This is a genomic window from Streptomyces sp. NPDC012794, from assembly GCF_042901085.1.
Classification (GTDB): Bacteria; Actinomycetota; Actinomycetes; order Streptomycetales; family Streptomycetaceae; genus Streptomyces.
On record NZ_JBIBCI010000007.1, the window covers coordinates 239,010 to 253,220 of the forward strand.

12 protein-coding genes and 1 pseudogene are annotated in these 14,211 nt (G+C 72.1%); 10 read left to right on the forward strand and 3 right to left on the reverse strand.

Features of this window, described 5'->3' with window-relative positions; genetic code table 11:
• The first annotated feature begins 1 nt into the window (after nt 1).
• The 4 genes from ACFY7H_RS16210 to ACFY7H_RS16225 are packed head-to-tail and all read left to right on the forward strand — an operon-like array spanning nt 2 to nt 3,994.
• Nucleotides 2–979: an ABC transporter permease gene (locus ACFY7H_RS16210; RefSeq protein WP_388938480.1), complete on the forward strand. Its 978-nt coding sequence runs from the start codon at nt 2–4 to the stop codon at nt 977–979.
• The gene (locus ACFY7H_RS16215) at nt 976–1,962 is read left to right on the forward strand and encodes an ABC transporter permease (RefSeq protein WP_388938483.1); all 987 of its coding nucleotides are present in this window, start codon (nt 976–978) and stop codon (nt 1,960–1,962) included. Before ACFY7H_RS16210 ends, ACFY7H_RS16215 begins: the two co-directional genes overlap by 4 nt.
• On the forward strand, nt 1,962–2,984 hold the full coding sequence (locus ACFY7H_RS16220; RefSeq protein ID WP_388938485.1) for an ABC transporter ATP-binding protein: 1,023 nt from the start codon (nt 1,962–1,964) through the stop codon (nt 2,982–2,984). Before ACFY7H_RS16215 ends, ACFY7H_RS16220 begins: the two co-directional genes overlap by 1 nt.
• The gene (locus ACFY7H_RS16225) at nt 2,981–3,994 is read left to right on the forward strand and encodes an ABC transporter ATP-binding protein (RefSeq protein ID WP_388938487.1); all 1,014 of its coding nucleotides are present in this window, start codon (nt 2,981–2,983) and stop codon (nt 3,992–3,994) included. Before ACFY7H_RS16220 ends, ACFY7H_RS16225 begins: the two co-directional genes overlap by 4 nt.
• A 91-nt stretch (nt 3,995–4,085) precedes the next feature.
• Here ACFY7H_RS16225 and ACFY7H_RS16230 read toward each other — a convergent pair whose 3' ends face one another.
• Nucleotides 4,086–6,155, reverse strand: a complete 2,070-nt coding sequence (locus ACFY7H_RS16230) for a prolyl oligopeptidase family serine peptidase (RefSeq protein WP_388938489.1) — start codon at nt 6,153–6,155, stop codon at nt 4,086–4,088.
• A gap of 83 nt (nt 6,156–6,238) precedes the next feature.
• On the opposite strand from ACFY7H_RS16230, the gene ACFY7H_RS16235 reads away from it, so the two are divergent.
• Nucleotides 6,239–7,804, forward strand: coding sequence for an MFS transporter (locus ACFY7H_RS16235; RefSeq protein ID WP_388938491.1), 1,566 nt, complete (start codon nt 6,239–6,241; stop codon nt 7,802–7,804).
• 36 nt (nt 7,805–7,840) lie between these two features.
• Entirely contained in the window at nt 7,841–8,425 is a 585-nt protein-coding gene (locus ACFY7H_RS16240) for a hypothetical protein (RefSeq protein ID WP_388938493.1), read from the forward strand.
• Between the two features lie 168 nt (nt 8,426–8,593).
• Here ACFY7H_RS16240 and ACFY7H_RS16245 read toward each other — a convergent pair whose 3' ends face one another.
• The gene (locus ACFY7H_RS16245; protein WP_388938495.1) at nt 8,594–9,973 is read right to left on the reverse strand and encodes a cytochrome P450; all 1,380 of its coding nucleotides are present in this window, start codon (nt 9,971–9,973) and stop codon (nt 8,594–8,596) included.
• 331 nt (nt 9,974–10,304) lie between these two features.
• On the opposite strand from ACFY7H_RS16245, the gene ACFY7H_RS16250 reads away from it, so the two are divergent.
• Nucleotides 10,305–10,859 carry a pentapeptide repeat-containing protein gene (locus ACFY7H_RS16250; RefSeq protein ID WP_388938497.1) on the forward strand — a complete coding sequence of 185 codons (555 nt, stop codon included), beginning with the start codon at nt 10,305–10,307 and terminating at the stop codon, nt 10,857–10,859.
• Between the two features lie 95 nt (nt 10,860–10,954).
• Nucleotides 10,955–11,112: pseudogene (locus ACFY7H_RS16255) on the forward strand (HD domain-containing protein); the annotation flags it as partial.
• Nucleotides 11,113–11,237: 125 nt separating this feature from the next.
• On the opposite strand, the gene ACFY7H_RS16260 reads toward ACFY7H_RS16255, so the two are convergent.
• Complete coding sequence (locus ACFY7H_RS16260) at nt 11,238–12,767, reverse strand: helix-turn-helix domain-containing protein (RefSeq protein WP_388938499.1); 1,530 nt, start codon at nt 12,765–12,767, stop codon at nt 11,238–11,240.
• Nucleotides 12,768–13,310: 543 nt separating this feature from the next.
• Here ACFY7H_RS16260 and ACFY7H_RS16265 point away from each other — a divergent pair.
• Nucleotides 13,311–13,439: a hypothetical protein gene (locus tag ACFY7H_RS16265; protein ID WP_388938501.1), complete on the forward strand. Its 129-nt coding sequence runs from the start codon at nt 13,311–13,313 to the stop codon at nt 13,437–13,439.
• A 258-nt stretch (nt 13,440–13,697) separates the two neighbouring features.
• Nucleotides 13,698–14,210 carry an immunity 21 family protein gene (locus ACFY7H_RS16270; RefSeq protein ID WP_388938503.1) on the forward strand — a complete coding sequence of 171 codons (513 nt, stop codon included), beginning with the start codon at nt 13,698–13,700 and terminating at the stop codon, nt 14,208–14,210.
• Nucleotide 14,211: the final 1 nt, after the last annotated feature.

Here is a 14,211-nt window from a genome sequence, read left to right on the forward strand (position 1 = left end):
CATGACCACCACCGCACCGGCGTCCGGAGCCCCGGCCCCCGACGCCCCGCCGCCCGGAGCGCCGGCCAAGGACCTCCCCCCGGGCAGCAGCCCCTGGCAGCTCGCCCGGCGGGAACTGGGCCGCCGCCCCGCCGTCCGCGTCAGCGCCGCCGTCGTCCTCCTCTTCGTCCTGATGGCCGCCACCGCCCCCTGGCTGGGAGCGCTCGGCGGCTGGTCCCCCGAGGAGTTCGACAAGAGCGCCGTCGACCCCTACCTCGGCGGCCTCCCGCTCGGCTCCCTCGGCGGGATCAGCCCCGAGCACTGGCTCGGCGTCGAACCCGTCACCGGACGCGACCTGTTCGCCCGCGTCGTCCACGGCGCCCAGGTCTCCCTGCTCATCGCCTTCGCGGCCACCGCCATCGTCGTCCTCGCCGGAACCGCCGCCGGCATCGCGGCCGGCTACTTCGGCGGCCGCACCGACGCCGTCCTGTCCCGGCTGATGGACCTCACCATGTCCTTCCCCTCGCTGATCTTCATGATCGCGATGCTGTCGGTGGCCAAGGACGTCAACCGCATCGCCTTGATGACCGCCGTCATCGGGCTCTTCGGCTGGCCCGGAGTCGCCCGCGTCGTCCGGGGCCAGACCCTCTCCCTCAAGCACCGCGAGTACGTCGACGCCGCCCGCGTCGGCGGATCGAGCGCCTGGCGCATCCTGACCCGCGACATCCTCCCGGGCGTCGCCGCCCCCGTCATCGCCTACACCACCCTGCTCATCCCCGGCATGATCAGCACCGAGGCCGCGCTCAGCTACCTCGGCGTCGGGGTCCGTCCTCCCACCCCGTCCTGGGGCCAGATGATCGCCGAGTCCGTGGCCTTCTACGAGACCGACCCGATGTACTTCGTCATCCCGAGCGTCTTCCTCTTCCTCGCGGTCCTCGCCTTCACCCTCCTCGGCGACGCCCTGCGCGACGTCCTCGACCCGAGGGGCGGCCGCAGTTGATCCTCTACCTCCTGCGCCGCCTCGTCGCCCTGGCCGGCGTGCTCCTCGCCATCGCGGCCGTCACCTTCCTCATCTTCTACGTCCTGCCCTCCGACCCGGCCGCCGCCGCCTGCGGCAAGACGTGCAGCGCCGAACGACTGGCCGACGTACGCGCCCACCTGGGCCTCGACCAGCCCCTGTGGCGGCAGTTCGCCGACTTCCTCACCGGCATCTTCACCGGCCGCACCCTCGGCTCCGGCCAGTACGCCGTCCAGTGCGACTTCCCCTGCCTGGGCTACTCGTACGAGAACTCCCTGCCGGTCTGGGACCTGCTGATGGACCGGCTCCCGGTCTCCGCCTCCCTCGCCGTCGGCGCCGCCGCGCTCTGGCTCCTGCTGGGCCTCGGCGCCGGCGTGACCGCCGCCCTGCGCAAGGACACCGCCACCGACAAGGCCCTGATGGTCGGCGCGGTCGCCGCGGCCTCCCTGCCCGTCTACTTCACCTCCGTCATGCTCATCTACGGGGTCATCCGCACCGCCGGACTGCTGCCCTACCCCAGCTACCAGCCCTTCACCGACGACCCCCTCGGCTGGGCCGCGAACCTGCTGCTGCCCTGGACCGCGCTCGCCCTGCTCTACGCCGCCATGTACGCCCGCCAGAGCCGCGGCTCGATGATCGAGGCGATGGCCGAGCCGTACATCCGCACCGCCCGCGCCAAGGGCATGCCCGAGCGCACGGTCGTCGTCAAACACGGGCTGCGCTCCGGCATGACCCCGATCCTCACCATCTTCGGCATGGACCTCGGCGGCCTGCTCGCCGGAGCCGTCATCACCGAGTCCATCTTCGGGCTCCCCGGCGTCGGCAGGCTCTTCTACGGAGCCCTCGTCAGCTCCGATCAGCCCGTGGTCCTCGGCGTCACCCTGCTCGCCGCCTTCTTCATCGTCGTCGCGAACCTCGCCGTCGACCTCCTGTACGCCGTCATCGACCCGAGGGTGAGGTACTGATGACCACCCCGCTGCTCGAAGTGCGCGACCTGTGCGTCACGTTCACCACCCCGCGCGGCACCGTACGCGCCGTCGACTCGCTCGGCTTCACCGTCGAGGCGGGCCGCACCCTCGGCATCGTCGGAGAATCCGGATCGGGGAAGTCCGTCACCTCCCTCGCGGTCATGGGCCTGCACCGCACCGGCGCCGAGGTCAGCGGCTCCGTCACCCTCGCCGGGCAGGAGCTCACCGGCCTGCCCGAGAAGGAACTGGCCAAGGTGCGCGGCCGCAGGATGGCCATGATCTTCCAGGACCCGCTGTCCAGCCTGCACCCCTACTACACCGTCGGCGAGCAGATCGCCGAGCACTTCCGCGTGCACTTCAAGGCCGGACGGGCCGCCGCCCGCAAACGCGCCGTCGACATGCTCGGCGAGGTGGGCATCCCCGAACCGGCCCGCCGGGCCGGGGAGTACCCGCACCAGTTCTCCGGCGGCATGCGCCAGCGCGCGATGATCGCCATGGCCCTCGCCTGCGAACCCGACCTGCTCATCGCCGACGAGCCCACCACAGCCCTCGACGTCACCGTCCAGGCGCAGATCCTCGAACTGATCGCCCGCCTCCAGGAGGAACGCGGCCTCGGCGTCGTGATGATCACCCACGACCTGGGCGTGGTGGCCCGCGTCGCCCACGAGGTGCTGGTCATGTACGGCGGCCGGGCCGCCGAACAGGCCCCCGCGGACGCCCTGTTCGCCGACCCCGCCCACCCCTACACCCGGGGGCTGCTCGACTCCCTGCCCCGCCTCGACAGCGCCGACGACGTCCCGCTGCCCTCCATCCCCGGCTCCCCGCCGTCGCTGCTCAACCGCACCCCGGGCTGCGCCTTCGCCCCGCGCTGCCCCCGGGCCGCCGCCGGCCCGCCGCAGGAGCGCGAGCGCTGCGCGGCCGAGCTGCCCGCGCTGCTCCCGTACGGGTCCCCGGCCCGGACGGCCGCCTGCCACTTCGCGGGATCCGCCCCCGCCCCCACCCCGGAGGTGTCCCGATGACCGCCCCGGCCGCCCGCCAGGACCGGGCCGCACGGCCGGACGACCCGGCCGGGCCCCTGCTCTCCGTACGGGACCTGACCATGACCTTCCCCGGCAAGCGCTCGCTGACCGGGCGCCGGGCGGCACCCGTACGGGCCGTCGACGGGATCTCCTTCGACCTGGAGGCCGGCCGCACCCTCGGCCTCGTCGGCGAGTCCGGCTGCGGCAAGTCCACCACCGGCCGGATGCTGGTGCGGCTGCTGGAACCCACCTCCGGCAGCGTCTCCTTCGACGGCCGGGACATCAGCCACCTCTCGCAGGGCGAGCTGAGGCCCCTGCGCAGGAACATCCAGATGGTCTTCCAGGACCCCCACTCCTCCCTCAACCCGCGCCAGACGGTGGCCCGGATCATCTCCGACCCGCTGATGGTGCAGGGCTGGAGCGCGGCGGACGCCCGCCGGCGGGCCGCCGAGCTGATGGAGCTGACCGGGCTGATCCCCGAGCACATCGACCGCTACCCGCACGAGTTCTCCGGCGGCCAGGCCCAGCGCATCGGCATCGCCCGCTCGCTCGCCACCAGCCCCCGGCTGGTCATCGCCGACGAACCGGTCTCCGCCCTCGACGTCTCCGTCCAGGCGCAGATCGTCAACCTGATGGAGCGGCTGCGCGCCGAACTGGGCCTGGCCTACGTGTTCATCGCGCACGACCTGTCGGTCGTCAAGCGGGTCAGCGACCGGGTGGCGGTCATGTACCTCGGCCGGATCGTCGAGATCGGGGACAAGAAGTCCCTCTACGAGAACCCGCAGCACCCCTACACCCGGGCGCTGCTGTCCGCCGTACCGCTGCCCGACCCGGCGGCGGAGCGGCGGCGCGAGCGGATCGTGCTGCTCGGCGACCCGCCGAGCCCGGCCGCCCCGCCCCCGGGCTGCACCTTCCATCCGCGCTGCCCGCTGGCGCAGGAGATCTGCCGCACCGAGCGGCCGACGCTGCGGCTCGTCGCCTCGCGCGAGGTGGCGTGCCACCTGGCGTAGGCGGTGGGTCCCGGGTGACCGACGGGACCGCGGGAGGGGGAGGGGCCCCGGGGACGACGAAGTCCCCGGGGCCCCGCGCCGTTCGCGCCGCTCAGAGGGCCGGGCCCAGCTCGCGGCGGAAGAACTCCAGCTCCAGCGCCATGATCTTCTCCCGTGCCCCGCCCGGGGTCATGTGCGTGACCCCGGGCAGCGCCAGCAGCTGGTGCGGGCGGCCGGCGTCCGTGAGGGCCCTGGAGAGGCGCAGGGTGTGGGACGGGTGGACGTTGTCGTCGGCCAGGCCGGTGACGAGCAGCAGCGGCCGGACCAGCGCGGGCGCGTCCGGGATCAGGGAGTCACGCTCGTACACCCGCGGGTTCTCCTGCGGGAGTCCGAGGTAGCGCTCGGTGTACGCGGTGTCGTAGTGCCGGAAGTCGGTCGGCGCGGCCCCGGCGGCCGCCGCGTGGAAGACGTCCGGGCGGCGCAGCACGGCCATGGCCGCCAGGTAGCCGCCGTACGACCAGCCGCGCACCCCGACCCGGCCGAGGTCGAGGTCGCGGTGGCGCTCGCCGAGCGCCCGCAGCGCCGCGACCTGGTCCTCGAGGGTGACCTCGGAGAAGCCCCGGTACATGGCGTGGGTGAAGGCGGGCGAGACGTACGGGGTGCCCCGGTTGTCGACGGTGACCACGGCGAAGCCCTGGTCGGCCCACCACTGGCGGTGCTGCCAGCGGCGCGGCTCGGCGCACACGTCCTGGAAGCCGGGTCCTCCGTAACCGTCAACCAGGACGGGCAGCTTCCGGCCGGGGACATGGCCGCGGGGCAGCACGAGCGCGGTCGGGACCCCGTGTTCGGTGACCCGCTCCAGGACCGGTTCCACCCGGTACGGCAGCGGCGCGGACAGATCGGCGGGGCTGGACTCCCGGCCGTCGGGGGCGCGTACGGTGCGCCGGATCCCCCCGGCGCCGGCGCCGGTGAGCAGCAGCGCCCCGGAGGCCGCGGCGGACACGGAGTGCACCCCGGGACCGTCGGCGAGCGGGGTCAGCGCACCGCTGTCGGGGTCCAGCAGCAGCACCTGCTGCTCGGCGGGGTCGCGCTGCCCGGCCTCGATCAGCAGCAGGCCCTGGTGCAGGCCGGCCACCCGGCGGACCTGTATCCCGTCGCCGGTGAGCGGCTTGCCGTCGACGGCGAGGGCGCGCGCGGCCCCGCCGGGGGTGTCGGTGGCGGTGAGCATCCGGCCGTCGGGCAGCCGGGCCGGGGTACCGGGCACGAGTGGGTCCACCCACTGGGGGTGCGTGGTGCGGGAGAGTTCGGTGGTGCGGCCGGTGGCCGGGTCGGCGCTCAGCAGCAGCACGTTGAGCTGGAGCCGGTCCTGGACGGTCAGCAGGATCTCCGTCGCGGAGTCCCAGCCCGCGTCGGAGACGTAGGGGAAGGCCTCGGCGTCCCAGTCGAGCCGGACCCGGCCGCCGTCCGGTCCGAGCACCCAGAGCTGCACGTCGGCGTTGGGGCCGCCCGCCTCGGGGTACGCGAAGTCCTCGGCCGGGAGCTCCGGGTGCGCCGGGTCGGTGAAGTGGCGGCGCTGGAGGGCGCTCTCGTCGACGCGGGCGGCGAGCAGCGTGACCCCGTCGGGGGACCACCAGTGGCCCCGGGTGCGCCCGAGTTCCTCGGCGGCGGCGAACTCCGCGACGCCCCAGCGGGCTCCGTCGGCGGGGCTGGTGCGGCTGCCCGGGTGGACGTACAGGGCGTCGTCCGTGACGTACGCGATGCGGGAGCCGTCGGTGTTGGGGCGGGGGTCCAGGGCGGGGCCGGCGGTGGGGACCGGCGAGGGCGTGCCGGTGCCGTCGCAGGTGACCTCGTACAGCTTTCCGTAGAGCGGGAAGACGGCGCGGCGGCCGTCGCCGGTGAGGGCGTACGAGCCGATCCCGGCGGCGACGAGCCGGGTGCGCTCGCGCAGCCGGCGCTCGGCGACGGGGAGCGGGCCGGGCTCGGGGGAGAGGGCGCGCGGGTCGGCGAGCCGGGTTTCGGTGCCGGTGGCGGTGTCGAGGATCCAGAGGCTCTCCAGGGGATCGGTGGGGCCCGTGGAGCGCAGGAACCAGAGGAGGCGGCCGTCGTCGCCGAAGGAGAAAGCCCGGGGGGAGCCGTACGTGAACCGGGCCGTGTCGGCGGAGAGCCTGAGGAAATCATCCATGATCCCCATTGTGGCATGTACAATGTCACATGGCATAGGCCGTTCGAGTGGTGGACCTCCGTCCCCGGGCTTAGCGTCGACTGGTGGACCCGAACGCACTGCCGAGCGACAACGGGACCGACGGCAAGCTCCGCGGGAGCGGAAACGGGCTGGCCCTGTTCGTCATTGCCTCGTGCCAGCTCATGGTCGTGCTCGACATCACCGTCGTGAACATCGCGCTACCACACATCCAGACCGCCCTCGACTTCTCGACCGAGAGCCTCTCCTGGGTGGTCAACGCCTACACCCTCACCTTCGGAGGCCTGCTCCTGCTGGGCGGCCGCACCGGCGACATCCTCGGCAGGAAGCGCGTCTTCGTCTTCGGAGTGCTGCTCTTCGGCCTGGCCTCCCTCCTCGGCGGACTCGCCCAGAACGCCGGCCAGCTGATGGCGGCCCGGGCCCTCCAGGGTGTCGGCGCGGCCATCGCCTCCCCGACCTCGCTCGCTCTGATCACCACCACCTTCCGCGAAGGCCCGGCACGCAACCGGGCCTTCGGCGTGTTCGCCGCCGTCTCCGCCGGCGGCGGTGTGATCGGGCTCGTGGCGGGCGGGGTGCTGGTCCAGTGGCTCAACTGGCGCTGGGTGTTCTTCGTCAACGTCCCGATCGCCCTGCTGATCGCCTTCCTGGCCGCCCGGGTCCTGCGCGACTCCGCGCGCCACCCCGGGCACTTCGACCTCCCCGGCGCGCTGCTGGGCACCTGCGGCATGGTCAGCCTCGTCTACGGCTTCATCCGCGCCTCCCAGGAGGGCTGGCGCGACGGGCTCACCCTCGGCTCCTTCGCCGCCGCCGTGGTCCTGCTGGCCCTGTTCCTCCTCAACGAGCGGCGCTCGCCCCAGCCGATCACCCCGCTGCGCATGTTCGCCGACCGCAACCGCGCGGGAACCTACGGGATCATGCTCTTCCTCGCCTGCGCGATCTTCGGCATGTTCTTCTTCCTGACCCTGTTCGTGCAGAACGTCCTCGGCTTCAGCCCGCTGCGGGCCGGACTCGCCTTCCTGCCCGTCAGCGTCATGGTCGCGCTGGCGGCCGGATTCGCCTCGCAGTTGCTGCCCAAGTACGGGCCGAAGCCCTTCATGGTCACCGGCGCGCTGTGCTGCGCGACGGGACTGGGCTGGCTGACGCTCAGCGACGTCCACTCCACCTACCCGGGCAGCATCCTCGGCCCGCTCCTGGTGTTCGCCACCGGCATGGGGCTGCAGTTCGTCTCGCTGACGCTGATGGCCCTGTCCGGCGTCCCCGACCGCGAGTCCGGCGCTGCCTCCGGGCTGCTCAACTCGATGCAGCAGGTCGGCGGGTCACTGGGGCTGTCGATCCTGGTCACCGTCTTCGGAACGGCCAGCCGCAACGAAGCGAAGGAGCAGGTGCCGGCCTTCCTCGGCACCGCGAGCCCCGAACAGAAGGCCTTCTTCACGCGCACCGGGCAGCTTCCCCGCCCCTGGGCCGACCAGGTGCTCACTTCGGGCGTGACCGCGGCCTTCGTGGCGGCGTCCCTCTTCACGCTCGCCGGCGCCGTCATCGCGCTCCTCGCGATCCAGGTGCGGCCCTCGGACCTGGAACACCTCCAGGGCAACCACACCCCGGCTCCCGTCCCGGACGAGCGGGGCAGGTAGGCTCTGCCGCTCATCGCAAACCGGGGGGAATTTCCGATGTTCCGATCGACCGTGCGCGGCGTCGCCGCGGCAGCCCTGACCGTCACCCTGGCGGCCTTCACCGTCTCCTGCGGGAGCGAGCCCGAGCCGAAGGCCGCCTCGGCCCCGCCGCCCTCGGCGTCCGCCACCGCATCGCCCGCCGCCTCCGCCGCCGCGTCCCCGGCGCCCGGCGCCTCCGGCGGTACGGGTGCCCCCGCGTCACCCGCGTCACCGGCCGCGACGCCCACCGCCCGGCCCACGGCCCCGGCCTCCGCGAGCGGCCTGCCCTCCGCACCGCCCGAACGCGTCCGGGACGCCTTCGCCGGACTCCAGGCGACCCTGGGCGACTCCTGCACCCCCGGCAACTGCGCGTACTTCCTCGGCCGCGTCCACGACGAACTCCACCGCCTGGACCGGGCGATGAAGGCCGACCCGAAGGGCCCCGGTCACTTCCCCGAGCCGATCGCCCTGATCGCGAAGCTCGACGGGCAACTCGGCGGTGACCGCGGCTTCGAGAACCTGAAGAAGCACCAGAGCGCGCTGACCGCCACCCGGGACGAGATCAACACCTGGATGCAGGACCACCCCGACGACTACCGCTGACCGGCCCCTCCCGCTACCGCAGCGCCGCGCGCAGCCGGGCCCCGTCGGCCCGGACGACCGTCCGCAGGGCCGGCCGGGAGCCGTCCGCGACGCGCGGGGGCCGGCGTACGTACGGGGAAACCGGGTCGGAATCTCTTCTTCCTGAGGCCCGTGACGACCGCGGGCCCGCTAAACCTCCACGCGGCGGATCCGGCAGCGAGCCGGTCCCTCCGCCCGCAGGGTGATCCCGGCGCTCACCGGGATCTCCTGGTCCACGGCCTCGAACTCGTAGGCGCGCAGCAGCATCGCCAGCGCGATCACCGACTCCAGCATCGAGAAGTGCTGCCCGATGCAGGCGCGCGGGCCGCCGCCGAAGGGGAACCACGCGTAGCGGTGGCGGCCGGCCTCGGCCTCCGGCGTGAAGCGGTCGGGGTCGAAACGTTCCGGGTCGCTCCAGTACCGGGGGTGGCGGTGCGTCACCCAGGGGGCCAGGATCACATCGGCGCCGGCCGGGACGGCATGGCCCTCGATCTCGGTGGCGGCGACCGCCTTGCGGCCGATCACCGGGGCCGCCGGGTACAGCCGCATCGCCTCCCTGAGCACCTGCGTGAGGTAGGGGAGCCGCTCCAGGTCCGAGGCCTGCGGCGTACGCCCGCCGCCCAGTACGCCGCGGACCTCCTCCCGGGCCCGGGCCTGCTCCTCGGGGTGCCGTCCGAGCAGGTGCAGGGCGAAGGCCAGCGAGGTCGCCGTGGTTTCGTGCCCGGCGAGCAGGAATACGAGTACCTGGTCCCGCAGTTCGGCGGCGTCGAAGGTGCCGTCGTCCGCGCTCCGCGCAACGGCGAGCAGCGTCAGCAGGTCCTCGCCCGCCGGCTGCCCGGAGGCGTCCCCCCGCCGCCGGGCGATGATCCCGTCGCAGACGGTGTACAGCTCGTCCAGCGCGACGGCCGCCCGCCGGTTGCCCGGGGTCGGCCAGGTGCGCGGGAGGTTGGCGGGGGAGTAGCCGCGGCGCAGCACGTACTCCGTGATGACCGGAAAGCACCGGTGCACGACGTCCACGGTGGCGTCGACGTCCGCGCCGAACAGGATCCGTGACACGGCGCGCAGGGCCAGGTGCATCATCTCGGCGGAGACGTCGACGATCCCGTCCCGGGCCTGCGTCCACGCGGCCAGGGTGTCCTCGGTCTCGGCGGTGACGGCCCCGGCGTAGGCGTCGACCCGCTTGCGGGTGAACAGCGGCTGCACCAGCCGGCGCTGGCGCAGGTAGTCCGTGTCCTGGCTGGTCAGCAGGCCGTTGCCGAAGGAGTCCCGGACCTCCTGGTAGAAGGCGTTGTCCTTGCGGAAGTTGGCCGCCTCGGAGGCCAGCACCCGCTGGGCGCCCTCCGCGGAGAACACGCAGTACAGCTCGGCGCGCAGCCCGGGCGGGCCGGCGCTGATCCGTACGACGTCCCCGTGCCGCTGCCGGGCCCGCTCATAGGTCCCGAGGGAGTCCGTCTTCAGGTCGAAGAGCGACCCGAGCAACGGCACCCCCTCCAGCCCGGGAACCCCCGCCCCGCCCGTCCGCACCAGCATGCCCGCCCCCGCCTCTCGTCACCGTCCCGGGGGATTCTGCCCGCCCCACCGCCCCGGGGCGAGGCCCCATCAGCCATCCGACCGAATCCCACCCCTGCCGCCGGTGGAGCCGTCGGCCCGCCGCTCCACCGGCCCACGCGTGTGGAGTCGATATCCTATCGAACCGGGCTAACTCGCCATCTATAGGCCTATGTTGGTGCTAGTCTCCGAGGTCATGCCCTCAGTGACAGCGGTACGCCCGAGGAACCCCCAGAAGCCCCGGCTTCCCGCGACCCTGCGCCCTGCAAGCCGGCCTGATGACGCTTTCGTCGAGGACGCGATGATCCGCGGCGTGGCATACAACGGCGACGTTCTCGCCGGTCACACCCTGGAGCTGGTGGAGGTTGAGCAGTCTCGCCTCGAAGGGGTGCGGTTCACCGGGGCGTGCATGAGGCAGGCGGTGTTCTCCGACACGGTTTTCCAGACTTGCGACTTCGCGACGCTGCGCGCTCAGGACGTGTCCCTCGTACGGGCCGAGGTAACGGCCGGCCGTCTGACCGGGGCGTCCTGGTCGCAGTCGCATTTCAACGACGTACGGTTCGAGGGGGACCGAGCGGACCTGTCGCTGTGGCGGCATTCGAAGTTCAAGTCGGTGACCTTCGAGGACTGCAACCTGACGCAGGCGGACTTCCAGTTCGCCGAGCTGCGGGATGCGCTGTTCTCGCACTGCGATCTGACCGGCGCCCAGTTCGGCAACGTGCAGGTGCAGCGGGTGCGGTTCGAGGACTGCACGATGGCGGACGTGGGTGGGGCGGCTTTCCTGAGGGGTGCCGCCGTGCAGGGGCCCGGAGCACTGGATCTCGCCCTGGCCCTTGTACGGGAGGCCGGGATCAGGCTGGAGCTGTAGCCGATCATGCCGCCGGGGTCAGGTCCCGGTGCGCGAATTCCCGCCCCGAGATCGACGCGGCGACGCGGTCCATGTCGTAGTCGTGGCAACAACACCCCGAGTCGATCGCCGAGCACTCGTTCAGGGTCGGATCATCGGCGCCGTGCTGGCCATGATGGAGGGCGTCGACCCGGCCAGGGTCGCGTTGATGTGTCTCTTCCACGACACGCAGGAGACCCGGATCGGGGACATCCCCCACATCGGCCGCCGGTACAGTGGCGGAACGAGTACCTGGGCTGACCCCCGGGCCGGGAGACGGTGAAGCCCCCGTCGGCCGGTTGTGAACCGGCTGACGGGGGCTTCGAACCCTGCCCCGTCCGGGGCGAGCCTTCCGGATTCTCAGATGTCCCGGAAGATCTCGATCTGGGCGCCGACCGAGTTGAGGCGTTCGGCGAGTTCCTCGTAGCCGCGGTTGATGACGTACACGTTGCGCAGGACCGAGGTGCCCTCGGCCGCCATCATCGCGAGGAGGACGACCACCGCGGGGCGGAGGGCCGGGGGGCACATCATCTCGGCCGCGCGCCAGCGGGTGGGGCCCTCGACCAGGACGCGGTGGGGGTCCAGGAGCTGGAGCCTGCCGCCGAGGCGGTTCAGGTCGGTCAGGTAGATGGCCCGGTTGTCGTACACCCAGTCGTGGATCAGGGTCTTGCCCTGGGCGGCCGCGGCGATGGCGGCGAAGAACGGGACGTTGTCGATGTTCAGCCCGGGGAAGGGCATCGGGTGGATCTTGTCGATCGGGGCTTCGAGCTTGGAGGGGCGGACCGTGAGGTCGACCAGGCGGGTGCGGCCGTTGTCGGCGACGTACTCGGCCGAGCGGTCGTGGTCGAGGCCCATCTCCTCCAGGACCGCGAGCTCGATCTCCATGAACTCGATCGGGACGCGGCGGATGGTGAGTTCGGATTCCGTCACCACGGCGGCGGCCAGGAGGCTCATCGCCTCGACCGGGTCCTCGGAGGGCGAGTAGTCCACGTCGACGTCGATGGCGGGTACGCCGTGGACGGTCAGGGTGGTGGTGCCGATGCCCTCGACCTCGACGCCCAGGGCCTCCAGGAAGAAGCACAGGTCCTGGACCATGTAGTTGGAGGAGGCGTTGCGGATGACGGTGACCCCGTCGTGGCGGGCCGCGGCCAGCAGGGCGTTCTCGGTGACCGTGTCCCCGCGTTCGGTCAGGACGATGGGCCGGCCCGGGGAGACCCCCGGCTCGACCTTCGCGTGGTAGATGCCCTCGGTGGCGGTGATGTCCAGGCCGAAGCGGCGCAGGGCGATCATGTGGGGCTCGATGGTGCGGGTGCCGAGGTCGCAGCCGCCGGCGTACGGCAGGCGGAACTGGTCCGTGCGGTGCAGGAGCGGGCCCAGGAACATGATGATGCTGCGGGTGCGGCGGGCCGCGTCCGCGTCGATGGCGTCCATGTCGAGCTGGGCCGGCGGGACGATCTCCAGATCCACGCCGTCGTTGATCCAGCGGGTGCGGACACCGATGGAGTTGAGGACTTCGAGGAGCCGGTACACCTCTTCGATGCGGGCCACCCGCCGCAGGACGGTGCGTCCCTTGTTGAGCAGGGAGGCGCACAGCAGCGCCACGCACGCGTTCTTGCTCGTCTTGACGTCGATGGAGCCGGAGAGGCGGCGTCCGCCGACGACGCGCAGGTGCATCGGGCCGGCGTAGCCCAGGGAGACGATTTCGCTGTCGAGCGCTTCACCGATTCGGGCGATCATCTCAAGGCTGATGTTCTGGTTGCCGCGCTCGATGCGGTTCACCGCACTCTGGCTGGTGCCGAGGGCGTCGGCGAGCTGACTCTGTGTCCAGCCCCGGTGCTGCCGGGCGTCACGGATGAGCTTGCCGATGCGTACGAGGTAGTCGTCTGCCATGGATGCACCGTATCTCAGATATGAGATGTGGTTCGCGTGGGGTGCGGCAGACGGGTGCAATCGGTCCGTCAGATTCCACTTCCGGCCCAACCCGGCTTGCGCCACCCGGACTCCGCCGCGCCCTTCTCCGGTCGAATCGGGCCAATCGCTCGAAACCGCTCTGGGATGCGGCCGGGTCCCCCGACGCGTCCGCGGTCTGAGAGCTGGTCCCCTCCACGTGGCACGATCCCGCCTCGGAGTACGACGCGTACCGGTCGTTCCATCAGCGATCGCTTGCGACGGGCCGGCTCGACGTCCGGCCGCTTCCTGTGCAGCCGTGTCCTGCGCTGCGCGCAGGACACGGCAGAGCGATCGGCGCCGTGCGCCCGACCGCGGTCCAGGTCCTGTGCCGGTGCGGGGCGTCGAGGTTTCGGCTCGCCGCCGCCTCGTCCCTCCGGAGCGGAACGTGTTCACGGGTGGGCTCGACGAGCTCGCTCCGCCGGGGGGCGTTCCGGCGTCGCCGTTCGACGACAGCTTCTGGAACGGTTTCCGCCCCTGCATGGAATGACATTCTCCGGCGAGCTGGCGGAGTGGTCCTGCGACGCGGTCGGCCGGCTCGCCGCGACCGCAGCCGACGCCGCCGCCCACATCGGCATCCGTACGCCAGTGCTGTTCACCGTCGTACGGGCCTGACCGCCGCCACCCCACCCGACGCGCCGCGCCGGCCGGCGCCCGGACCTCGCGGCGCGAGGTCATCCCGGCGTGCCGGAGCGGCCGCCCGGTGGACGGTTCCGGCGGGCCGCTGTCCTTTGGCAGTCACGGTGGTCCGGTGCGGTGTCCTGACCTGGGGCGACAAGGTTGGATGCCAAACGATCAGACCGTGTGTGTGCCGGGACGCGGAGGCGTCGCCGGCCATGATTGTTGTCACCCGGCGGCCTGTAGCTTCCTCGCATGACGAGGTATGCAGATCCAGGTGCAGTCGAGTGGGTGGAGTCCGGTGGCGGGCCGTTGATCGTTGTGCCCGAAGTGGTCCTGTCTTCGTGGTCGGGTGCGGACAGCGACGAGTCTGAAACCGACTACGACAGAGCCTGCGGCGTCGACGGGTATGCCGGCCTGGTGGCGGTCGGGCAGTCGCAGGCCCTGATCCTCGGTGATGACCCCGCCTCGACGTCCTTCCTTCCGGAGCGCGGCCTGTTCGTGCGGTGGTGCGCCGCCGAATCGGAGGAGCAGCTTCTGGGCAGCGTTGATGCCGCGCTCGCTGATGCCCGTTGGGAGCCTGAGCAACTTTGGGACGTGCCGGGGCCAGTGGTCTTGTTCGACTCGGCTTGGCCTGGTGACGAGCTGGAGCCAGAGAACCATCTGCGGGTGGAGCTGGAGCCAGGGCGCTATTCGGTTCGTGCCGCATATGTGGAACCGAATCCGGAGACCTGGCTCAATCTGGTTCAGCTTCGGCGTCTTCCCTAGC